Source organism: Nitratireductor sp. ZSWI3 (assembly GCF_024655565.1).
GTDB lineage: Bacteria > Pseudomonadota > Alphaproteobacteria > Rhizobiales > Rhizobiaceae > Nitratireductor.
This window is the reverse complement of sequence record NZ_JANKOF010000008.1, coordinates 17435-38205: the sequence shown is the minus strand read 5'-3', so window position 1 is coordinate 38205 and position 20771 is coordinate 17435. Positions and strand designations below refer to the sequence as shown.

Genomic DNA, 20771 nt, shown 5'->3' with positions numbered 1-20771 from the left:
ATTCGGTCCACCTTCGCCGCGAGCTTTCAGCAAGGCGAGGAGCAGGCATGGCGGACGAAGCGCTGATCGTCATCGATGTGCAGAACGACTTTTGCCCCGGCGGCGCGCTGGCCGTTGCGGAGGGCGACGAGGTGGTGCCGGTGGTGAACGGCCTGATCCGGCGCTTCGAGCATGTGGTGCTGACGCAGGACTGGCATCCGGCCGGCCATTCGAGCTTCGCCTCCTCGCATCCCGGCAAGGCGCCGTTCGAGACGGTCGACATGCCCTATGGCGAGCAGACGCTGTGGCCCGACCATTGCGTGCAGGGGACCAGGGGAGCGGATTTTCACCCCGGGCTCGACTGGACCCGGGCGGAGCTGGTGATCCGCAAGGGCTTCCGGTCGACCATCGACAGCTATTCGGCCTTTTTCGAGAACGACCGCGAAACGCCGACCGGGCTTGCCGGCTACCTGCGCGAGCGGGGCATTTCGAGGGTCACCCTGGCCGGGCTGGCGACGGATTTCTGCGTCGCCTACTCGGCCCTCGACGCCCGCCGTCAGGGCTTTGCGGCAAGCGTGGTGCTGGAAGGCTGCCGGGCGATCGACCTCGGCGGCTCACTGGCCGCGATGACGGCCAGGATGAAGGACGCCGGGGTGGAGCTGCTGTGAGGTGGCGGGGCGAGGTTGGGACAGTTGGCGCCGAGCACCCTCGTGGTTCGACAAGCTCACCATGAGGGTTATTGAATCGTCGACGATGCATGCCGGGAAACATCAGCAATTCGAACTGCTCCGCGCTGAGGCCGGTATCGTGGCGAGGGCCTCTCAGTAACCCTCATGGTGAGCTTGTCGAACCACGAGGGTGCTTGGCACCACAAGACTTCAAAACAACCGAAGCGTGTTCTATTCTGCATGGTTTCTACCAGTATTGGAGAAGAGCATGGAGGTCACCGTCTACATCCTGCGCTGCTCGGACGGCTCCTATTACACCGGCCTGACGAAACAGACCGTGGAGAGCCGCCTCTGGGAACACAATGAAGGCATCTGTGACGGCTTCACCAAGCGCCGCCGGCCGGTCGAACTTGTGTTCACGGAAACCTATGACCGCATTCTCGATGCGATCGCCCGCGAAAGGCAGATCAAGGGCTGGTCGCGTGCGAAGAAGGAGGCTCTGATCGCACTCGATTACGAGGCACTGCCCGGATTGGCACGCAACAGGCAAGAAAAGGCCGATGCCAAGCGCCCTCGTGGTTCGACAAGCTCACCATGAGGGCTACTGCTTAGAGAGCGCTTGACTGCTATTCGGCGCAGGCTTCTCAACAGCCCTCATGGTGAGCTTGTCGAACCACGAGGGCGCCCGGCGCCAATCTCCAGCGACAGGCCGAACCTGCTCACCCCACGCCCACATAGCGGTGCACCATGTCCGGGTCGGCGCGCAGGCGCTCGACGGGGACGGTTTCGCGGTTGCGGCCGTTCTCGATGAAGGCGACGCGGTCGGCCACCGGCAGCACCGCATCGACGCGCTGTTCGACCAGGATGGTCGAGACGCCGCGCTCGCGCAAACCGGCCACCGTCTCGCGGATGCGGGCGATCATCGATGGCATCAGCCCCTCGGTCGGCTCGTCGAGCAGCAGAACCTGCGGCTCCAGACACAGCGCGCGGGCCATGGCGAGCATCTGCTGCTCGCCGCCCGACAGCGTGCCCGAGCGCTGCTTCAGCCGCTCGCGCAGGACCGGGAAGAGATCGAGCACGGCCTCGCGGGTCGCCGCCCCCTTGCCGCGCGTCATCAGGCCGACCTCTATGTTCTCGGCGACCGTCAGCTCCGAGAACAGCCGGCGGCCCTGCGGCACGTAGGCGACGCCGGCCTTCGGCACCTCGTGCGGCGGCAGCTTCGTCAGGTCCGCATCGCCGAGCAGGATGCGGCCGGCCGTCGCCGGCACCAGGCCCATGATGGTTTTCAGCGCCGTCGTCTTGCCGGCACCGTTGCGGCCGAGCAGGCACAGCACCTCGCCTGACTTCAGCTCCAGATCGAAGCCGCGCAGCACCTGCACATGCCCGTAGAAGCTGTCGACGCCTTCCATTCTCAATGCGGCCATTCCCGATGCGGCTGTCATCTCACCCTCCGAGATAGGCTTGCTGGACGGCCTCGTTGGCGCGGATCTCGGCCGGCGCCCCCTGCGCCAGGATGCGGCCCTGCTCCATCACCGTGATGCGCTCGGCGAGCGCCATGACCACATCCATGTTGTGCTCGATCAGCAGCACCGTCGCCTCCTCGCCGATCTGCCGGACAAGCCCGATGAAATTGTCGATCTCGCCGTCGGAGAGCCCCTGTGTCGGCTCGTCGAGGATCAGCAGGCGCGGCTTGAGGGCAAGGCCCATCGCCACTTCCAGAAGGCGCTGGTGGCCATAGGAGAGGTTGCCGGCGATCTTGTCGGCATGGCCGGCGAGGCCGACCTTGTCGAGCGCCTCCATGCCATGCTCGGCGAGAGCATGGGCGGTGCGGCCGCCCGCCCGCGCGTCGATCAGCTGCCGCTGGACGGCCAGTGCGACATTGTCGAAGGCCGTCAGATTGGCGAAGACGCTTGTGATCTGGAACGTGTAGGCGATGCCGGCGCGCACCCGCCTGTGGGCCGGCATCCGCGACACCTCGCGCCCGTCGAAGACGACGCTGCCGGAGGTGGGGGTGATGCGGCCGCAAATGAGGCTGACGAAGGTGGTCTTGCCGGCCCCGTTGGGCCCGATGATGGCATGCGTCTCCCCCTCCGGCAGGGAAAAATCGACGCCGTCGACGGCGCGCAGGCCGCCGAAGGCGCGGCAGAGGTCGCGGGTAACGAGGAGCGGGCTCACGGCAGCCATGGCAACCACCTTTCGCGCACCGTGCCGGCGATGCCTTTCGGGAAGAACAGGATGACGCCGATCAGCACCAGGCCGACCACCAGGAGGTGCGCCGTGGTATAGCTCGACGCGGTGTCGATGACATAGAACATGAACAGCGTGCCGATGAGAGGTCCGAGCGTGGTTGCCGCGCCGCCGACCAGCACCCACAGGAGCGGCAGGATCGAATACTGAATCGCCGCGAAGCCCGATCCGACATAGCCGAAGAGCACCGCATAGGCAGCGCCGGCCGCGGCGCAGACGAGCCCCGACAGGACCACCGAGGCCAGCTTGTTGGCAAACACGTCGTAGCCCAGCATGCGCATGCGCTCCTCGTTCTCGCGGATGGCGACGAGGGAACGGCCGAAGGGCGCCCGCGCCAGGAACAGGGTCACCGCCAGCACCAGCGCGAACAGCGCCAGCGCGACGAGGTAGCGGGTCGACGGATCGGACAGGTTGAGCACGCCGCCCGGAAAGGCGAGCACGCGCGCGGCCTGCGGCAGCACCAGCCCTTCCTCGCCGCGCGTGTAGGTCGTGAAATAGAGCGTCGTCAGATAGAAGACCTGCGCGAACATCAGCGTGACGATCATGAAGGCGACGCCGGTGGTCCTGAGCGCCAGGAAGCCGACGACGAGCGCCAGCGCCGTGCCGGCGACGAGCCCCGTCGCGAAGGCCGGCCAGACGCTCCATTCCAGGTGATAGACGGTGAGGCCCGCGCCATAGAGGCCGGCGGCGAAGAACATGGCGTGGCCGAGGCTGAGCAGCCCCGTATAGCCGAAGGCCAGGTTGTAGCCCATGGCGAAGACGGCGAGCACCAGCACGCGGGCGAGGACGCCGCGATGATACTCCGGCAGCAGGACGTTGAGCGCCAGGAGCAGGAGGACGACGCCGACATGCAGCGCGATGCTCTTTGCGGAAGGAGACAGCCTCGTCATCGCGCCGGCGCTCCGAACAGGCCCTGCGGGCGGAACACCAGCACCATGGCGACGATCAGCGTCGCCAGCATCTTGGCGAGCGTCGGCGAGAAGAACATCGAGATGATGCCATCGGATAGCCCGATCAGCACCGCTGCGACGACGGTGCCGCGCAGCGAGCCGAGGCCGCCGATGATGACGACGATGAAGGACAGCAGAAGCGGGTCGAGACCCATCAGGTAGTGCGCCTGCTGGATCGGCACGATGAGCACGGCGGCGACCGCCGCCAGCCCCGCTCCCAGCGCGAACACGCCGGCATAGACGCGGCCGACGGGAATGCCGAAGGCCTGCGCCGTCTCGCGGTCGAACTGGGTGGCGCGCATGACAAGGCCGATCTTCGTGCGCGTCAGGAGAACCCACGTGGCGAGCATCATCAGGATGGAGAAGCCGATGACGGACAGCTTGTAGGCGGAGTAGCCGAACCAGGGCAGGCTGATGCGGTGGTTGAAGGGCGCCTCGACCGGCCGCGCCTCGGGGCCGTAGAAGGTGAGCGCGAGCTGCTGGATGATGTAGAGCAGGCCGATGGTGGCGACGATGGTCGCCTCCGGCTCGTAATTGAGCCGGCTCAGCACCAGCCGCTCGGCGACGAAGGCGATCGCCGCCACCACCAGCGGGCTGAGCACCAGCGCCAGGAGAAAGCCGACGGCCGGATGCCCGCCGACGAGCGAGGAAAACCACCAGGCCAGCACCGCGCCCAGCATGTAGAACTCGCCATGGGCGACATTGACGACCCGCATGACGCCGAAGACGAGCGACAGGCCGAGCGCCATCAGCGACAGGACGGCCGCCGTCACCAGCCCTTCGAGCGTGGCGAGGAGGAAATAGGGTCCGAAGGCCATTCAGGAATGTACTTTCATGAACGAGGCGGAGGAGATGCGGTGGATTGTCCTGATCATCTGCCGGCGTCCGCCCCTCATCCGCCCGGCATTTTCTCTCTCAACGGGGAGGACGAGGATGGCCGCGACGTTGATGGCCCCTCTCCCCACTTGCGGGGAGAGGATAAAGGTGAGGGGCGGCAAACCCGACGGCCTCAGAACGACATCGTGGTGTAGTCGGCCTCCGGCTCGTAGGCGCCGTCCTCGATGGAGGTGCGGTGCACCACCTTGAGCTTGCCTTCGGCCACCTGGCTGATGTTCTGCTCGCCGAAGACCTGGTGGATCTTGCCGTTGAACAGCTTCTTGCCCTGCGGGTGGTCGGGGCCGGCCTCCATGTCGGTCATCGCCTCGGTCGCCTCGATCATCGCGGCGCGGTCGTCCACGCCCTTGTAGTCGCAGGCTTCCATGGCGGCCTTGATGACGTTGAGGGTTTCCCAGCAGCCGAACATGTGGGCCGCCGTCGAGATGTCCTTCGCGTCCTTTGCGCTGGCGCCATTGTCATCGATGCCGACGGCCTCGCGATAGGCGGTGACGTAATCGGGTTGATCGGGCTGTGCGTAGCGCGGCATGCCTTCCCAGAAATGGCTGCCCTCGAGGAACCCGAGTCCCGGGCTCGCGATGTCGACCGCCTCCAGCGAATCGATGAAGCCGAAAAGCTGTGGCCCGCCGGAGCCGAAAAACTCGCCCATCTCCTTGACGAAGGTGAGCACCGCCGGCCCGACCATCACGTGGTAGATCACGTCGGTATCGGAGGGGATCTGCGGGAAATAGCGGGTGAAGGAGGATTCCGTCGGCGGGATCGGCACCTTCGCGACCACCTCGCCGCCCTGCGCCTTGATGGCCGGCTCGAAGAAATCGCGGTGGTCGTGGCCGAAGGCATAGTCCGGATAGACCAGCGTGACCTTCTTGCCAAGGTTGCTGGCGATCCACGGCGCCACCGAGCGCACCTGCGCCTTCACGTCGGTGATGCCGGGCTGCACGCAGTAGCGGTTTAATTTGCCGGAAGCGACGTGATAGCCCTCGCTGACGACGTAATAGGGAATCTTCAGCTCGCCGGCGGCCGGTGCGGACCCGACCACCACATGGCTGAACAGCGTGCCGTAGACGAGGTCCACCTTGTGCTGGTTGGCGAACTTCTCGACCACTTCGGCGCCGCGCTTCGGGTCGGTGCCGTCGTCCTCGATGACGATCTCGAGCGGCCGTCCGTTGATGCCGCCCGCATCGTTGATGCGCTTTACGGCAGCCGTCGTCACGCGCTCGTACCAGCGGCCATAGGCAGCGCCGATGCCTGTTCGGTGACACTGGAAGCCGATCCGGATGGGTGCCGAAGATTGCGCCTGGCCATAGCGCACGAAACCCGGCGCGGCGACGAGGCTGGCGGCCGCGCCAAGACCTTTCAGCGCCGTTCGGCGGCTCAGGCCGCTCGTTGAACTGATCAGAGATTTGCGATTTTCACTCATGCCGGTTCCCCATTGTTGTGATCGTTTGACCGAGCGTTTCCAACGTCTGGAGCTTTTTCCAGCATTGGAAAAATCACTTGTGTACAAACTAAATCACCAATCCACCCCCTTGGCAACAGGAACTGCCCCGAGGGAAACGCAGAGATTTTTTTAGCCCGCCGTCGGCGCCGAGAGAAGCCACAGGCCGAAGACGGTGTAGCCGATCATCAGCACCACCAGCGGAAGCTGGCTGAGGCTCGCCCGCCGCGTGGTCCCGAAGAGCCGGTGGGCCATCAGGTGGGCGATCACCACGGCGAGCACGTGGCCGCCGATGATTGCCAGCGCCTGCGCGTTCCAGATGATCCATGCCGATTGCGCGCCGAGCGTCACCCCCGCCTGCACGTAAAGACCCGCCGTTCCGAAAAGGTCCCAGCCGCGGACCAGCGGATCGGACAGGGCCGACAGCGCATACTGCCCGTTGATGGCGAAGGCGACGAGGTAGTGCGAGAAATGATAGGCGAGCGCGATGGGAATGATCGACCAGACGAGGAAGCCGCCCGCATGGGCCGGCGGCGCGTCGCCGGCAAGCCTCGATCCGAAACGGACCGCCAGCAGAAACGCCGCGCACAGGAGAAGGAACATCGCCGCCAGGCCCAGCGTGTTCGGCACCAGAAGGGCCGAACGGCCCGGATATTCGAGCGGGTTCACGCCGATCAGACCGAACCAGAAGAAGGTGCGCATGAAACCGTCGAACGACACGGAGCTGAGCGCCAGGAGCAGGAAGGCGAGGCCGGACGGCGGCAGCGGAGCGGCTTCGCGCAGCCTGTGCCCCGGCACGCCGAGAAAGAGCGCCGGCCTGCCCCGCGAGCCGCGCCGGAGCGAGAACAGCGACAGGCGCGCGATCATGGCGAAGAACACCGACAGGAACTCGGCCCGCCGGACCCAGTGACGGTAGCCGAACAGCACCGCACCCGCCATCGCGAAGCACCAATAGGCCGAGACGGCGAGCGCCAGGCGCGCCGGATCGTCGGGCGCCGGATAGACGAGCTCGAACCAGGCGAAGGCAAACAGGAGGAGAAAGGCCGGCATCAGCCCCAGCGCAGCCGGCAGGCGCAGGTAGCCAGCCGGCGGAACGCCGGCGCGCACCGCCAGCCGCCAGGGGCCGTACCACGGGTTGAGCCATGCCCAAAGATTGCCGAGCACCCCCTGGACGAGGGTGAGCCCCACCCATAGCAGCGTCCAGACGGTAAGCGGCAGCGGATTGGACAGGGGATCGCGGCTGCCGAGGGCGCCGGCGACGACCAGTCCGGCCAGGAACACAAACGACACGAGGCTGACGGCCGCGCGCCCCTCGAAGGGCAGCGTCAAGAGGCGCAGGCGCCGCGCTGCCAGACGATCGATGCCGCTCGCCGGCAGGAAGGCGAGCACCAGGAAGCTCAGGGCAACGGCGAGCACGCCGCCGAACAGGTAGTAATGCGTGGGCAGAAGGAGCACATGCGCACGGTCGGCGGCATGGGCGAAGGCTGCACCGCAGGAGATCGGAACCATCGATGCCGCCGCGGCGCAGATGACGGCCGCGCGGCGCCGGCCGGCGGTCACACCGATGATCCGCCGCCAGTCACGGGCATGCCGCTGCCCGCATCGGCCAGGGTGAAAACGTCGACGGTCAGTCCGACATGTTTCCTCATCAGCGCCAGGGCTCCCTCGATATCGCGATCGAGCGCACGTTCCATGAGGCTCGTGTGCTGGTCAAGGGACATCGCGTCGCGAAGCGCGGCAACCGCCGCCTCATGCCCGGCCTCGGCACCGGCGGCGGCCCGCAAGGCGGGCGTGACGGTCAGGAAGATGTGATGCCGGCAAAGCTGGCCCCAGATCTGCTTGTAGAAATGCTTGAGCCAGTCCGCATCGGCGGCGGCAAGAAGCGCCTCATGGAATTCCTGGTGCTTCTGCACCCAGTCCTGCAGCGCCGCCTCGGACAGATCGGCTGCCGGAACGCCGCAGCGGGCCAGGCGGTAATGGGCGGTCACGACCCCCGCTTCCCAGTCGCTGCCGCCCTTGCGGATCGATTCCTCGAGCAGCGTGGTCTCGACCGCCAGCCGCGCCTTCGACAGGTCCTCGAGCTCGCTGCGCGAAACCGGCGCGACCGCGAAGCCGCGGTTGCTGACGGCGGTGACCAGACGCTCGGCCTCGAGCCGCGACAGCGCCTCGCGCAGCGGGGTCCAGCCCAGCCCATAGGCCTCGCGCAGCGCGCCGATGCGCAACGGTGCGCCGGGCATCAGGCGCGTTGCCAGAATGTCCCGCCGCAACGCGTGATAGGCCGCCTCCGTCTTGGTCAGCGGCTCCTGCTCGTCGATGACGCCATGCTGCACAACAACGCTCCTCCTCGAAACAAAAGTATATATAATCCAGGCGTCAGACAACAATTATATATAGTATTTGACAGCCCCTCCCCTGACGATATGATGGCCTCCGCTTGGGACGGAGAGGGCGAATGCGATGGCGCTTGCCATATCCGCCCGGCGGAGGAAAGGGCGGGCCCCGAAATCCTTCGATCTGTTGCCAGACGTGACGCGCGTTGCCAAGTGTTCCGGCCGCTCATCATGTCCTCGACCCGACGGGAGGAATGTCATGACAGGAAAAATCAGCTTATGGCTGCGTGGCGTGGCTGCCGCCGGCGCGCTGGCGATTGGCCTCGGCGCGGCTGCGGCCGACCCGATCCGCATCGGCATCGCCAATTTCGGCGAGCACCCGCAGCTCAACACGGCCATTGCCGGTTTCAAGCAGGCGCTGGCCGAGGGCGGCTACGTGGAAGGCAAGGACGTCGTCTATTCGGAAAGCCACACCAATTTCGACGCCTCGCTGGTCCCGCAGATGATCGCCAAGCTGCAGGCCGAGCGACCCGCGCTGGTCTACACGGTGACGACGCCGGTCTCGCAGATCGCCAAGAAGGCACTCGCCGGCTCCGGCATCCCGATCGTCTTCTCCGCCGTCACCGACCCGGTGGCCGCCAAGCTCGTTCCCTCCTGGGAAGCGGGCGATGAGGGCATGACCGGCGCCACAGATCTGCAGGACGTCGCCGCCGTCATGGAGTTCGCCGGAAAGCTGGTGCCCGGCGCCAAGCGCTGGGGCCAGCCCTACAACCCGGGCGAAGCCAACGATGTGGCGCTTCTCGACAAGGTCAAGGAAGCCGCTCCCGGCGCCGGGTTCGAGGTCGTCGAGGTGGGCGTCGACAACGTCAACGACATCCAGCAGCGCATCGCTTCGCTCGCCGGCAAGGCCGACGTGATCTACACGCCCGCCTCCAACCTGCTGCAGCCGGCGATCGCCGCGGTCTCCGCCGCCGCCCGCCAGGCCGGCATCCCGATCATCAATTCCGATGACGGCGCGGTGTCCGACGGCGTCGTGCCCGCCAGCTTCGCGGTGAACTACCAGCAGGTCGGCATCAATGCCGGTAAGATCGCCGTCGAGATCCTGAAGGGCGCGGACCCGAAGAGCATTCCGCCTTTCAGGCCGGCATACGAGGATCACGCGCCGCGCATCTCGAAAAAGGGTATGGCGGCATTCGGCCTGGAGATTCCGGAAGAGTTCGCCGATTGCGGCTGCATCGTCGAATAGTCCGGCGCAATACTGTGCGGCGCCTGCCCAAGGGCGGGGCGCCGCAAGCATTTGAGGGAGGTGCCGGTGCTGCAAATCCGTGCCGCGCGTAAAGTTTTCTATAAGGGACAACCCGACGAGAAGGTTGCCCTGAACGGACTGGACCTGACGCTCGCCAATGGCGACTTCGCCGTGGTGATCGGCTCCAACGGCGCCGGCAAGAGCAGCATGCTCAATGCTATCTCGGGCGCGCTGAGGCTCGATTCCGGCAGCATCGTCATCAACGGCGACGACATCACGGCCCGGCCCGTGCACAAGCGCGCCGCACACATCGCCCGCGTCTTCCAGGACCCGATGCTCGGCACCGCCGCCAGCATGACAGTGGCGGAGAACATGCTTCTGGCCGAGCTGCGCGGCAGGAGGCGCTCGCTGCGCCACGGCCTCAACGCGAAGCGCCTCGCCGATTATCGCGAGCGGCTGTCGATCCTCGGCCTCGGGCTCGAGGACCGGCTCGACACGCGCGTCGAGCTCTTGTCCGGCGGCCAGCGCCAGTCGCTGTCGCTGATCATGGCCGTCGGCGGCTCGCCCGACCTGCTCCTGCTCGACGAGCACACCGCGGCGCTCGACCCGCGCACGGCCGACATCGTGATGAACGCCACGGTGCGCGCCGTGGAGGCCCTGAAGCTCACCACGCTGATGGTGACGCACAACATGCAGCACGCGGTCGATTTCGGAAACCGCGTCATCATGCTGGACGCGGGCCGCATCCGCCTCGAAATCGGCGGCGAGGACAAAGCCAATGTGACGGTGGCCGACCTGATCGGACATTTCGCCACCAAGACCGACCGCATGATGCTGGCGAGCTGACGACCATGGATTTCCTGCAGATCACTCTTTCGAGCTTCGTCTCGCTGATCCCCGTGACGCTGGCGCAAAGCCTGATCCTCGGCTTCGTCGTCGCCGGCATCATGATCCCCTTCCGCATGCTGAGCTTTCCCGACCTGACCAGCGAGGGCGCCTTCCCGCTCGGCGGCTGCGTGTGCGGCGTGGCGCTGGCGGCCGGCTTCTCGCCGCTGGCGGCGATCGGCATGGCACTGGTGACGGGCTTCATCGCCGGCTGCTCGACGGCCTTCATTCACCTGCGATTCCGCATCCACACGCTGCTTGCCGGCATCCTGGTGATGACCATGCTCTACAGCGTCAACCTGCGCATCATGGGCCGTTCCAACCTCTCCGTGTTCGGTTCCGAGACGATCTTCGACTGGGTGCCCTTCGCCCAGCCCGGCTTCCCGATCGCCAAGATCATCGCCGTCGGCATCATCTCCATCGCCATCTTCGCCCTCCTGAACTTCTTCTTCACGACCGAGAAGGGCACCGCGGTGCGCGCCGTGGGCGCCAATCCGGTGATGGCCGAGGCGCAGGGCATCAACGTCTGGGCGGCGACCATCGGCGGCATCGGGCTCGCCGGCTCCTTCTCCGCCTTGAGCGGTGCCCTGATGGTGCAGTCGCAGGGCTTTGCCGACGTCAACATGGGTCTCGGCATCCTGATCAACGGCCTGGCGGCGCTGATGATCGGCGAGGCGATCGTCGGCAAGGACAAGGTCTGGCGCCAGCTCCTGGCACCCTTCGCCGGCGCGATCGTCTATTACCAACTCGTCTCGCTGTGCCTGGCGGCCGGCATGCCACCCCCCGACCTGAAGCTCGCCACCGGCGCTTTCGTGCTGCTCATGCTGGCACTGCCCAGCCTGCGCGGCGGACGGCAGGCGGCGGCGGCCAAGGAAAGCTTTCGCGAATAGGGCTGCCGGCGCAGCGGCGCCACCGAGCCAAGACACAACCGTCAAAACAGGAGCCGGTCTAGATATGATCGGGATCGAGCGGCCTGGCCTCGGACGGCAGCATGATCGGCACGCCGTCCCGCACCGGATAGGCAAGGCGCGCCTTCTTGGAGATCAGCTCCCTCGTCTCGGCGTGCCAGATGAGCGGCCCCTTGGTCAGCGGGCAGACCAGAAGCTCGAGCAGCTTGCGGTCGATCCGCGGTTCGTCGTCTCCAGCCATGCCCTGCCCGCTCCCTTTCGTCACTGCAGATGCCGGCCGGACTCCTGGCGTTCCTGCGCCAGGACGATCTCGGTGATGGCGATCAGTGTTTCGGCCCGCGTCTTGAGGTCCGGCGCCTCCAGCAGCGCCTGCTTCTCGGCCGCTCCATAGGGCACCATCATCGACAGCGCATTGACCAGGCTGGCATTCTCTGCCTGGTTGACGCTGTCCCAGTCGGCTTCCAGATTGTTGGCGTCGAGATAGGCGCGGAAGGCGCGCAGCAGCCCCTGACGGTCGACCTGCTCCTCGTCCACATCCTCGTGCAGGTCGCTCTCGAAGGGCACGATGCGGCACTGCCGGAACGGCGTCCTCACCCGCAGCTCCTCGGCGACGCGGAACCGGCAGATGCCGTTCAGCGTGATCAGGTAGCGGCCGTCGCCCGTTTCGGCGACGGAGGCGAGGCGCCCGACGCAGCCCACCCGGCACAGTTCCGGCTCGCCGTCGGCACGCATGGCGCCGTCCAGGCGCGGCTGGATCATGCCGATCAGCCGCGGTCCCGACAGGGCATGATCCGTCATCGCCAGATAGCGGGGCTCGAAAATGTTGAGAGGCAGGTGCCCGCCGGGCAGAAGAAGGGCCGCGGACAGCGGGAACACGGGAATCACACTATCGATGTCACGCGCATGGCGGTAGGAGAGGTTTCCTGCCTTCACTCGATTTCTCCCGGTGTTTCCCCCTTATCTGGAGCGCTTTCACCAATAGGCAAATAACGATCGCACCGCCAGATCGCGACGATTTTGGATTGAATCAAGCCAAAATCATAAACGCGATCGCTTGCAATCAGTCGGAGCGGGACGGCCGATGCGCCAGTGGTCTGACCGAAACAGATGGTACCCATCTGTTGGGAGCGCACCACTAGAGCATTTTGCAGTCAGGTGGAATCACCTGCCGACCGCATAAATGCGGAAAAACAAAGAGATAGAACGGGACAACGTTTCCATGAAACGATGAACCGGTCTAGACTTCCATCATCCATAGGCCGGGATAGCTTTGGACGAATCCGTTCGGCGCCATTTCCAGCACCGCCTCATAGGGAACGGACGGCGCCGAATATTCGTAGGTCGTCTCGCTTTTGCGGTCATAGAACTGCGGCAGTGCCGTGATCCGGGTTTCGCCGATGTCGAACCAGGCCACGGTCAATTCCGCGCTGCGCCCAGGTTCCGGCCCGGCGCGCCGCAGTTGAAGCAGGTTGGTGGCGGGCGTGAAGCCGAGATCGAGATCTCGCAGCGATGCCACATCGGGCATCTTCAGGCCGTCCAGCCGCCAACCGTCACTGTCGCGCACGATTTCGTGCCGGACTGTGCGCCCGGCCACGAAACCTGCGATATGCCCGTCGGTCGTGTTCCAGTCGCAGTCGACGCGGACCCGGTAGTCGATACGCGCCGGCCCATCGGCATGCAGGAATATTGCGGTTCCTGTCAGGAGATGTCCTGTACCGGATCGCACAAGGAGCGCCGCGTCGTGTCCCGGCGTGTCCAGTCGCCGCCACATCGCCCAGGCGACGTGTTCTCCCGCATTTCCGGCGAAGTGGTTCTTCTCCATCTGCAGTCATCCAAGTGCTGGTTCAGTTTCGTTAAAGCTGGTGGTCTGACCGAAACAGATGGTGTTCATCTGCCAGGATCGCACTCCTAGGAAAACAGCAGCGAGGAGAGCTTGCGCCGAGCCGCCAGCGTCGCCGGATCCGTCGGCCCCCAGGCCTCGAAGAACTTGAGGAGCTGCGCACGCGCCCCGTCCTCGCGCCAGTCGCGGTCGGCACGCACGATGGCGAGCAGACTGTCGGCCGCCGCCGCCCGGTCGCCCATCGCGTTTTGCAGGAGCGCCAGATCGAAGCGCGCCTCGTGATCGGCCGGATCCGCCTGGAGCCGCCTCTCCAGCGCGGCCGCATCGCCGAGGCCGGCCACCTGCTCGGCAAGCGCCATCTTCGCCTTCACGGCGGCGATGGGCGCAGCGCCCGCCTTGTCGTCGGGAAGCTGGCCGAGCAGCTCCTCGGCCTGCGCGCTCTGGCCCGCCTCGAACAGAAGGTCGGCAAGGCCGGCGACCGCCTCCACATTGTCCGGCTCGCGCTGCAGCACGGCCGAGTAGATCTGCGCGGCCATCTGCTGATCGCCCGCCGCGCGGGCCTCGCCGGCCGCAGCCAGCGCCTCCTCGATCTCGGCACCGGGACCGGTCCCGGCGGCGAGCTTGTCGATGAAGGCCTTGACCTGGCTTTCCGGCAACGCGCCCATGAACCCGTCGAAGGGACGGCCGTCCTTGAAGGCGAAGACCGCCGGGATCGACTGGACGCCGAGCTGGCCGGCGATCGCCGGGTGCTCGTCGATGTTCATCTTGACGAGCTTCACCTTGCCGCGTGCCGCGCGCACGACCTTCTCGAGAACCGGCGTCAGCTGGCGGCACGGGCCGCACCAGGGGGCCCAGAAGTCGACCAGGACCGGCTGGCGGCGCGATTCCTCGATGACGTCGGCGGCAAATCCGGCGGTCGTGGTGTCCTTGATCAATTCGCCTGCCGCGGGCGGCGCATCGCCGAGGGTGAAGACCGGGGCCGCCGAGGACGCGCCTTCGCGCGCCTCGCCCGAGCCGACACTGGTGGTGTACGAGCCGGCAGCGCCGTAGGCACCCTTCTCGTATGGATTGTCATTGCTCGACATGGTTGCCCCTTCCTCGCTCTCGGCTGCGCCGTGCTGCGGCTGACCGCCCGGCGCGTTCATCGCATATTTCGCTCACAATGTGGCGATCACTCGGCCACTTTCAAGACGAGGGGCTCGTGCTTGGTCGCCTCGAGAAAGCGCAGGAGATCGTCGCGCCCGATGGATGTGGTCGCCTCGTTGGTCAGCGGATGCGCGTTGATGGTCTCGTGCTCCATCAACCCCGCATCGAGCACGACCTTCACCCGCCCCTCGGCGTCATTGAGCACGCCGAACACCGTGACCGATCCGGGCGCCACGCCGAGCAGCTCCAGCAGGGCGCCCGGCTTGCCGAACGAGACGCGTCCCGAGGCGCCGATCTTGCTGTGGATCGATTTCAGGTCCACCACCGCGTCCTCTTCCACCGTGACGAGGAAGAACGCGCCCTTCTTGTCCTTGAGGAACAGGTTCTTGGTGTGCCCGCCCTCGATCGTCCCGCGCAGGGACTGCGAATCGGAAACGGTGAAGAGCGGCGCGTGACGATGCGTCACCGTCTCGATGCCGAGGGCGTTGAGATGGTCCAGAAGCTCTTCGGGTGTTTTCGGCATGAACTCGGTCCGGTTCCGTTTGCGGCTTGTCCCGGAAGGCTGTAGCGAACCGGCGCCACAAGATGCAAGCCCCCCGGCGCAAACGCCGCAAACCGGGCCGCCGCCTTGGGTTTCCCACAGACCTCGATGCTTTTGAAAAAAGCGTATTTGTCGCAGTCGATTTCCTGTTGCAATTGCCGGCGAGATCAGACTATAAGCGCGCCGTCGGAAGCGACACAGCGAGCGGGCGTAGCTCAGGGGTAGAGCACAACCTTGCCAAGGTTGGGGTCGTGAGTTCGAATCTCATCGCCCGCTCCAGTTTTCTTCGGATTATCAAAGGCTTGATACGGCGACCTTCGGGTCGCCGCCTTTGTTTTTGCCGCAGGATGCCGTCGAGATACCACCGGGCCGGCTTGCGGTTCGACACTGCCCCGGCTGCAAGAAACGCGTCGCGCTACAGGTCCGCCCCGTCGAAGACCGTGGCGACCCAATCGAGGAAAACCCGCACGCGCGGCGACAATTGGCGGTTCTGCGGATAGTAGGCCGCGAGCGGCAAGGGCGGCGGCGGATGATCCGGCAAAACCTCGACAAGGGCACCGCGCGCCAGGTCTTCCCGGAACCGGTAGCGAGGCGCCTGAATCAGCCCGTAACCCATCCGCGCGAGATGATGCGCCGTCTCCGCCTCGTTGGCGGTCACAAGGCACGGAAGCGTTATCTCTCTCGTCCCTTCGGCGGTCTGGAATTCCAGCGGCATCATCCGGCCGGTGCGCGACGAGACAAAGCCGATCATCCGGTGTCCGTCGAGGCCGTCGGGTGACGTCGGCATCCCGTGGCAGCTCAGATAATCGGGGCTGGCGCAGGTTTGCTCAGGAATGTCGGGAAGCCTGCGCATGATCATGCCGCTGTCATCCGGCTCGCCCGCCCGGATCACGCAATCCACCCCTTCGCGCACCAGGTCGACCAGCCTGTCTCCCTGGCCGATCTGCAACCTGATCTGCGGATAGGCCTCCAGGAACTCCGGCAGGCGCGGCAGCAGGAAGGCCCGCGTCAGGGCCCCATGGGCGTCAAACCGCAAGACGCCGGCCGGTTCTCCGCCACGCACGGCACCTTCCGCCTCGTCGATATCGGCAAGGATCGACAGGCACCGCCGGTAATAGGCCTCTCCATCGAGGGTCGGCGCCACGTGCCGCGTGGTGCGCTCCAGCAGCCGGCAGCCAAGATCACGCTCGAGCCGCCTGATCGCCTCGGTCGCCGTCGAACGTGGCATGCCCAGATCGGCCGCAGCAGCCGTGAAGCTGCGACGCTCGATGACCCGGACAAGAAGGCGCATTGCGTCGAGACGATCCATGATTGTTCGGTATACCCGAATATTATTGCCTCATAAAGGATGATTATCCGGACGGCACAATCCTCTATCTCCTTGCCGTGCAATGGAGGTCAAAATGACACTGGAAAACAAAACCGCGATCGTGACCGGCGCCGGCAAAGGCATCGGAGCCGCGATTGCGCGCAAGCTGGCTCGCGAGGGCTGTGCCGTTGTCGTGAACTACGCGCGCGACAAGACGGCCGCCGATCGGGTCGTGCAAGAGATCGAGCGGTCGGGTGGCCGGGCGGTTGCGGTGCAGGCCGATGTCGCAGACCCCGCCGCCATGCCTGCATTGTTCGATGCGGCGGCCGCCGCCTTCGGTGCGGTCGACATTCTGGTCAACAATGCCGGCATGATGCGGCTGTCGCCGGTGGCGGAAGCAGCCGACGCGGATTTCGACGACCACTGTGCCGTCAATCTTGGCGGCACCTTCCGCGGCATGCGCGAAGGTGCCAGGCGGCTGCGCGACGGCGGACGGATCATCAGCCTGTCCTCGAGCGTCGTCGGCTTCTACCAGCCCGGATACGGACTGTATGCCGCCACGAAAGCCGCCATCGAAGCGCTCACACATGTGCTCGCCAAGGAGCTGGGGCCGCGCCGGATCACGGTGAACGCGATCGCGCCCGGCCCGGTCGAGACCGAATTCTTCATGCGCGGCAAGTCCGAGGAACTGGTCGCCGGCATCACGCGGATGATCCCGCTCGGCCGCCTCGGCACTCCCGACGACATCGCCGATGCGGTGGCTTTCCTGGCCGGGCCGCAGAGCGGCTGGATAAACGGGCAGACCATCCGCGCCAACGGCGGCGCGGTGTAACCGAAACCCCGGAACCTGAGGAAAAAACCATGCCTTTCGCAAATTACAAACTGCCCCAGGCATCGCTCTCGAGGGCACAGAAGGAAGACCTGATCCACAAGACGACGGAGCTCATGGTGAGCTGCTTCGGCGAGGTCGTGCGTCCGACCACGATGGTTTTGATCGAGGAGGTGCCCGACGGCGGATACGGACGCGCGGACGAGGTCTTCGTCATGCCGGAAGAGTACCGGGCAAAGGATTGATCCCGCGGGGAGCCGTGCCGGCACGATCCGCAACGCCTTCGGGATCGCGCCCCCTTCAGCACCGCTTCTTGCCCGAACCCCAAAAGCTGAATACGCTTGCCCGTCTACCCATTCGCAAGGTGTCGTAAGGGGCGACACGGCAGGGGAGGAATGGCGATGCCGTTTCACGAGACCCACGGTCTTGTGTCGCTGGACGCGTTTCAGGCCGGCGTGCGCGATGTTTGCGGAAACTTTCTGGTCCTGCCGCCGGCGGGCGGCAGGGACATGCGCGGCCGCATCACGCTGAACCGACGGCACGCCCTGTCGGTCGCGGTCGTCGACAACAGTGCCGCCGAGATCGATCGTGACTGGCGCTGCATCCGGCAGGATTCGGCGGAGCATCTCTTTCTCGTGCTGCAGAAGACGGGACATGCGGTGATGCGTCAGGGCGATGCCGAGGTGCGCCTTAAGCCCGGCGACTTCATGATGATCGATTCGGCCTATCCGTCGCATTTCGTCTATGGCGACGGCGGCAGCCGGCAATATTCGGTGCATCTGAACCGCGCCGACTTCGCCCACCGCTTCGGCACCTGTGCGCTCGGCGGCTGCTCAATCCCCGGCGCCTCGGCCATCGGCAGAGCCATGCGCGCCACGATCGACCGCATCCTGGCGGCCGAGGGTATCGCGCCGCGGCAGCGCGTCGTCAGCGAAGCCTTCTTCGACCTGATGGGCTCCTATCTGTGCAGCCTCGAAGAGGGCGAACTACCGTCGGCGGCAACCAGCGGCGACCTGCTCCTCGCCCGCACCCGGGCCTATATCAAACACCGCTTTCGCGATCCCGACTGCACGCCCGCCGCCGTGGCCGAGGCCATGGGCGTGAGCCTCAGGGCGCTGCAGCGCCGCTTCCAGGCGGAGGGGTCCTCGCTTTCGGAATGCCTGATCCGTGCCCGGCTCGACTATGCGCGCCAGAGGCTCCTGTGTCAGGACGCTTCCGGCGGCGAGCGCATCTCCACCATCGCGTTCGATTCGGGCTTCAACGACCTGTCTTATTTCAACCGGCGGTTCCGCGCCCGGTTTCAGGCATCCCCCGGAGAATACCGGCTGCGCACGGTGTCGCCTTCGCCCAAGAGCCTGACGCAATAGTCCAAGACGCAGCGCCGTCCTTCCCTCCACTATGATCGTCAAGGCTGCCCGCAAGGCGGCGCCACCGGAGGAGAAGCGATGAAAAGACACTTGACCACAACCTGCGCCGCCATGGCCCTGACAGTCTTATGCAACGGCGCGACCGCACACCCGCTGGACGGCCTGTCACAGGAAGAAATCGCTCGGGTCGTCACCATCATGAAAGCAGACGATCGGATCACCGACGACGCACGCTTTCCGCTGATCGAGCTGAAGGAGCCCGAAAAGGCCGACGTGCTGGCCTGGAAGGAGGGCGAGGAAGGGCCGCGCGTCGCCACGGTCCATGCGATTTCCGGTGACCGTGGATACAAGGCCGAGGTCGACCTGGTCTCGGGTGAGATCAGCGAGATCGGCGACATCGGCGGCCAGTCGATGGTGCTTCTGGAAGAGTTCATCGGCGCGATGGACCTTGCCCTTTCCGACGAGGCTTTCGTGACGGCGCTGAGGAAGCGCGACCTCGGCCCCGACGACGTCTTCTGCCTCCCCCTGACGGCCGGCTCCTTCGATGCACAGGCCGAGGCCGACCAGCGGCTGATGAAGGTGCCCTGCTACGTCAATCCGACCGGTTCCAACTTCTACGCCAAGCCCATCGAAGGCCTCTATGCGGTCGTCGATCTCACCGGCAGGAAGGTTGTCGAGGTCATCGACACGGGCGTCCTGCCGGTGCCGCAGGATGCTTGGGGCTACATGGAGGACGAGGTCCGGGAGCGGACCGGGGAGCTGCGCCCGCAGAGCGATCCCGCCCATCTTGTCCAGGAGGGGGAAGCGAACGTCACCATCGACGGCAGCGTGGTCAACTGGGACATGTGGCGCTTCCGCTGGCGCGTCGACAAGCGGCCGGGCGTCGTGCTCTCCAACATCGAGGTGAACGACGGCAACGACTGGCGCTCGGTTCTCTACCAGGCCCATCTTTCGGAAGTGTTCGTGCCCTATATGGACCCGGACGAGGGCTGGTACTGGCGCACCTATATGGACAGCGGCGAATACGGGTTCGGCATCTTCCTGAGCCCGCTGCGCGCCGGCGTCGACTGCCCGTCCTACGCCCGTTTCCTGCCGGCCACCGTGCACGACGACCGCGGCGAGCCGGTCGACATTCCGAACGCTCTTTGCATCTTCGAGCGCAACATCGGCGATCCGGTCTGGCGGCACTACGAGATCTTCGCCCAGAGCGAGGATCAGTCGGTGCCGGCCGAGGGACGCCCGGCAAGCGAGCTCGTCGTGCGCTCCGCTTCCCAGGTCGGCAATTACGACTATCTGATCGACTACGTGTTCGAACAGAACGGCCGCATCCGGGTGATGGTCGGCGCCACCGGGCTCGATGCGGTGAAAGGTGCCGCCTCGACCTCGATGGACGATGCGACGGCGGCGCAGGAAACGCGCTACGGCACGCTGATCGTGCCCAATCTCGTGGCCCCCAACCACGACCATTTCTTCAACTTCCGGCTCGACTTCGACATCGATGGCCAGGACAACGTCTTCATGCGGACCGGCCTGGTGAAGGGCGAGGTGGCCGAAGACCTGCCGCGCCGCTCGCTGTGGGTGACAAAGGCCGAGATGCCGAAGACGGAACTTGCGGCGCGCTACCGCGTCAACCCGGCCACGCCCGCCATGTACCATGTGATGAACATGAGCCGGAAAGTGGGCGTGGGGCACGCCCCGGGTTACATGATCCTGCCGCAGAACAGCGTCGCCTACAGCCCGCTGGACACGGAGAACGACCCTCCGGCCAGGCGCAACGCCTACATCGAATACACGTTCTGGAACACGCCCTACAAGGCCGCCGAACGCTACGCCGGCGGTGAATATGCCTTCCAGAGCGACGGCTCGGACACGCTGGCCGAATGGGTGAAGCAGGACCGCAGCATCGACAACACCGACATCGTGACCTGGTACACGATGGGCTTTCACCACGTGCCGCAGATGGAGGATTGGCCGGTGATGTCGACCATGTGGAAGGGCATCACCCTGAAGCCCTATAACTTCTTCCCGCACAATCCGGCGCTAACGGTGAGGTTGCCGAAATAGAGGTTTTCAACTCCTTGAAGCGTCGGCGCCGCATTGCATTTTGCAGTCAGGTGGAACGACCTGACGTCCGTATAAACGCGGAAGACAAAAAGACCGCGCGCCGACGCTGCCGGGCCGAACCACGTGATCG

At 65.6% G+C, this 20771-nt stretch carries 22 protein-coding genes and 1 tRNA gene; 10 read left to right on the top strand and 13 right to left on the bottom strand.

The genetic code is table 11. The annotated features are described in order from the left end of the window. The first annotated feature begins 47 nt into the window (after window positions 1–47). On the top strand, window positions 48–647 hold the full coding sequence (gene pncA, locus NUU27_RS04780; RefSeq protein ID WP_257760923.1) for a bifunctional nicotinamidase/pyrazinamidase: 600 nt from the start codon (window positions 48–50) through the stop codon (window positions 645–647). A gap of 268 nt (window positions 648–915) precedes the next feature. After that, on the top strand, window positions 916–1245 hold the full coding sequence (locus NUU27_RS04775; protein WP_257760922.1) for a GIY-YIG nuclease family protein: 330 nt from the start codon (window positions 916–918) through the stop codon (window positions 1243–1245). 121 nt (window positions 1246–1366) lie between these two features. On the opposite strand, the gene NUU27_RS04770 is transcribed toward NUU27_RS04775, so the two are convergent. From NUU27_RS04770 to NUU27_RS04740, 7 genes are all read right to left on the bottom strand, one after another. After that, the gene (locus tag NUU27_RS04770; protein WP_257760921.1) at window positions 1367–2089 is read right to left on the bottom strand and encodes an ABC transporter ATP-binding protein; all 723 of its coding nucleotides are present in this window, start codon (window positions 2087–2089) and stop codon (window positions 1367–1369) included. Window position 2090: 1 nt separating this feature from the next. Continuing rightward, window positions 2091–2831, bottom strand: a complete 741-nt coding sequence (locus NUU27_RS04765; RefSeq protein WP_257760920.1) for an ABC transporter ATP-binding protein — start codon at window positions 2829–2831, stop codon at window positions 2091–2093. Next, on the bottom strand, window positions 2819–3784 hold the full coding sequence (locus NUU27_RS04760; protein WP_257760919.1) for a branched-chain amino acid ABC transporter permease: 966 nt from the start codon (window positions 3782–3784) through the stop codon (window positions 2819–2821). Before NUU27_RS04760 ends, NUU27_RS04765 begins: the two co-directional genes overlap by 13 nt. Continuing rightward, a complete protein-coding gene (locus tag NUU27_RS04755; protein ID WP_257760918.1) occupies window positions 3781–4662 on the bottom strand; it encodes a branched-chain amino acid ABC transporter permease in 882 nt (293 codons plus the stop codon). The genes NUU27_RS04760 and NUU27_RS04755 overlap by 4 nt, the downstream gene beginning before the upstream one ends. 191 nt (window positions 4663–4853) lie before the next feature. Next, on the bottom strand, window positions 4854–6158 hold the full coding sequence (locus NUU27_RS04750; RefSeq protein ID WP_257760917.1) for an ABC transporter substrate-binding protein: 1305 nt from the start codon (window positions 6156–6158) through the stop codon (window positions 4854–4856). A gap of 150 nt (window positions 6159–6308) precedes the next feature. Further along, window positions 6309–7685, bottom strand: a complete 1377-nt coding sequence (locus NUU27_RS04745) for a hypothetical protein (protein ID WP_257760976.1) — start codon at window positions 7683–7685, stop codon at window positions 6309–6311. Between the two features lie 47 nt (window positions 7686–7732). Next, a complete protein-coding gene (locus tag NUU27_RS04740) occupies window positions 7733–8506 on the bottom strand; it encodes a GntR family transcriptional regulator (RefSeq protein ID WP_257760916.1) in 774 nt (257 codons plus the stop codon). 259 nt (window positions 8507–8765) lie between these two features. Here NUU27_RS04740 and NUU27_RS04735 point away from each other — a divergent pair, with 259 nt between their 5' ends. The 3 genes from NUU27_RS04735 (at window position 8766) to NUU27_RS04725 (ending at window position 11527) form a co-directional block, all read left to right on the top strand. Further along, window positions 8766–9752: an ABC transporter substrate-binding protein gene (locus NUU27_RS04735; protein WP_257760915.1), complete on the top strand. Its 987-nt coding sequence runs from the start codon at window positions 8766–8768 to the stop codon at window positions 9750–9752. 66 nt (window positions 9753–9818) lie between these two features. Continuing rightward, on the top strand, window positions 9819–10598 hold the full coding sequence (locus NUU27_RS04730; RefSeq protein WP_257760914.1) for an ABC transporter ATP-binding protein: 780 nt from the start codon (window positions 9819–9821) through the stop codon (window positions 10596–10598). Between the two features lie 5 nt (window positions 10599–10603). Beyond that, on the top strand, window positions 10604–11527 hold the full coding sequence (locus tag NUU27_RS04725) for an ABC transporter permease (protein ID WP_257760913.1): 924 nt from the start codon (window positions 10604–10606) through the stop codon (window positions 11525–11527). 58 nt (window positions 11528–11585) lie between these two features. Here NUU27_RS04725 and NUU27_RS04720 read toward each other — a convergent pair whose 3' ends face one another. The 5 genes from NUU27_RS04720 to NUU27_RS04700 all read right to left on the bottom strand — a co-directional run bounded on the left by NUU27_RS04720 (window position 11586) and on the right by NUU27_RS04700 (window position 15054). Beyond that, complete coding sequence (locus NUU27_RS04720) at window positions 11586–11786, bottom strand: Trm112 family protein (protein WP_257760912.1); 201 nt, start codon at window positions 11784–11786, stop codon at window positions 11586–11588. Window positions 11787–11806: 20 nt separating this feature from the next. After that, window positions 11807–12478, bottom strand: a complete 672-nt coding sequence (locus NUU27_RS04715) for an LON peptidase substrate-binding domain-containing protein (protein ID WP_257760911.1) — start codon at window positions 12476–12478, stop codon at window positions 11807–11809. Between the two features lie 304 nt (window positions 12479–12782). Further along, on the bottom strand, window positions 12783–13367 hold the full coding sequence (locus tag NUU27_RS04710; RefSeq protein WP_257760910.1) for a putative glycolipid-binding domain-containing protein: 585 nt from the start codon (window positions 13365–13367) through the stop codon (window positions 12783–12785). Between the two features lie 86 nt (window positions 13368–13453). Further along, entirely contained in the window at window positions 13454–14470 is a 1017-nt protein-coding gene (gene trxA, locus NUU27_RS04705) for a thioredoxin (protein ID WP_257760975.1), read from the bottom strand. Between the two features lie 86 nt (window positions 14471–14556). After that, window positions 14557–15054, bottom strand: a complete 498-nt coding sequence (locus tag NUU27_RS04700; RefSeq protein WP_257760909.1) for a prolyl-tRNA synthetase associated domain-containing protein — start codon at window positions 15052–15054, stop codon at window positions 14557–14559. 222 nt (window positions 15055–15276) lie between these two features. Here NUU27_RS04700 and NUU27_RS04695 point away from each other — a divergent pair. Further along, a tRNA-Gly gene (locus NUU27_RS04695) sits at window positions 15277–15351 on the top strand. Window positions 15352–15487: 136 nt separating this feature from the next. Here the strand turns inward: NUU27_RS04695 and NUU27_RS04690 are convergent. Further along, entirely contained in the window at window positions 15488–16381 is an 894-nt protein-coding gene (locus tag NUU27_RS04690; protein WP_257760908.1) for a LysR family transcriptional regulator, read from the bottom strand. A 94-nt stretch (window positions 16382–16475) separates the two neighbouring features. Here NUU27_RS04690 and NUU27_RS04685 point away from each other — a divergent pair, with 94 nt between their 5' ends. The 4 genes from NUU27_RS04685 (at window position 16476) to NUU27_RS04670 (ending at window position 20641) form a co-directional block, all read left to right on the top strand. Next, on the top strand, window positions 16476–17213 hold the full coding sequence (locus tag NUU27_RS04685) for a glucose 1-dehydrogenase (RefSeq protein WP_257760907.1): 738 nt from the start codon (window positions 16476–16478) through the stop codon (window positions 17211–17213). Between the two features lie 29 nt (window positions 17214–17242). Then, a complete protein-coding gene (locus NUU27_RS04680) occupies window positions 17243–17455 on the top strand; it encodes a 4-oxalocrotonate tautomerase family protein (RefSeq protein ID WP_257760906.1) in 213 nt (70 codons plus the stop codon). 156 nt (window positions 17456–17611) lie between these two features. Then, window positions 17612–18577 carry a helix-turn-helix domain-containing protein gene (locus NUU27_RS04675; RefSeq protein WP_257760905.1) on the top strand — a complete coding sequence of 322 codons (966 nt, stop codon included), beginning with the start codon at window positions 17612–17614 and terminating at the stop codon, window positions 18575–18577. Window positions 18578–18655: 78 nt separating this feature from the next. Beyond that, a complete protein-coding gene (locus NUU27_RS04670; protein WP_257760904.1) occupies window positions 18656–20641 on the top strand; it encodes a tyramine oxidase in 1986 nt (661 codons plus the stop codon). Window positions 20642–20771 lie beyond the last annotated feature (130 nt).

Excerpts from the sequence above, each read along its gene's own strand:
- pncA (WP_257760923.1), top strand. The coding sequence starts at position 48 with ATGGCGGACGAAGCGCTGATCGTCATCGATGTGCAGAACGACTTTTGC.
- NUU27_RS04775 (WP_257760922.1), top strand. The coding sequence starts at position 916 with ATGGAGGTCACCGTCTACATCCTGCGCTGCTCGGACGGCTCCTATTAC.
- NUU27_RS04770 (WP_257760921.1), bottom strand. The coding sequence starts at position 2,089 with ATGACAGCCGCATCGGGAATGGCCGCATTGAGAATGGAAGGCGTCGAC.
- NUU27_RS04765 (WP_257760920.1), bottom strand. The coding sequence starts at position 2,831 with ATGGCTGCCGTGAGCCCGCTCCTCGTTACCCGCGACCTCTGCCGCGCC.
- NUU27_RS04760 (WP_257760919.1), bottom strand. The coding sequence starts at position 3,784 with ATGACGAGGCTGTCTCCTTCCGCAAAGAGCATCGCGCTGCATGTCGGC.
- NUU27_RS04755 (WP_257760918.1), bottom strand. The coding sequence starts at position 4,662 with ATGGCCTTCGGACCCTATTTCCTCCTCGCCACGCTCGAAGGGCTGGTG.
- NUU27_RS04750 (WP_257760917.1), bottom strand. The coding sequence starts at position 6,158 with ATGAGTGAAAATCGCAAATCTCTGATCAGTTCAACGAGCGGCCTGAGC.
- NUU27_RS04745 (WP_257760976.1), bottom strand. The coding sequence starts at position 7,685 with ATGGTTCCGATCTCCTGCGGTGCAGCCTTCGCCCATGCCGCCGACCGT.
- NUU27_RS04735 (WP_257760915.1), top strand. The coding sequence starts at position 8,766 with ATGACAGGAAAAATCAGCTTATGGCTGCGTGGCGTGGCTGCCGCCGGC.
- NUU27_RS04725 (WP_257760913.1), top strand. The coding sequence starts at position 10,604 with ATGGATTTCCTGCAGATCACTCTTTCGAGCTTCGTCTCGCTGATCCCC.
- NUU27_RS04720 (WP_257760912.1), bottom strand. The coding sequence starts at position 11,786 with ATGGCTGGAGACGACGAACCGCGGATCGACCGCAAGCTGCTCGAGCTT.
- NUU27_RS04710 (WP_257760910.1), bottom strand. The coding sequence starts at position 13,367 with ATGGAGAAGAACCACTTCGCCGGAAATGCGGGAGAACACGTCGCCTGG.
- trxA (WP_257760975.1), bottom strand. The coding sequence starts at position 14,470 with ATGTCGAGCAATGACAATCCATACGAGAAGGGTGCCTACGGCGCTGCC.
- NUU27_RS04700 (WP_257760909.1), bottom strand. The coding sequence starts at position 15,054 with ATGCCGAAAACACCCGAAGAGCTTCTGGACCATCTCAACGCCCTCGGC.
- NUU27_RS04690 (WP_257760908.1), bottom strand. The coding sequence starts at position 16,381 with ATGGATCGTCTCGACGCAATGCGCCTTCTTGTCCGGGTCATCGAGCGT.
- NUU27_RS04685 (WP_257760907.1), top strand. The coding sequence starts at position 16,476 with ATGACACTGGAAAACAAAACCGCGATCGTGACCGGCGCCGGCAAAGGC.
- NUU27_RS04680 (WP_257760906.1), top strand. The coding sequence starts at position 17,243 with ATGCCTTTCGCAAATTACAAACTGCCCCAGGCATCGCTCTCGAGGGCA.
- NUU27_RS04675 (WP_257760905.1), top strand. The coding sequence starts at position 17,612 with ATGCCGTTTCACGAGACCCACGGTCTTGTGTCGCTGGACGCGTTTCAG.
- NUU27_RS04670 (WP_257760904.1), top strand. The coding sequence starts at position 18,656 with ATGAAAAGACACTTGACCACAACCTGCGCCGCCATGGCCCTGACAGTC.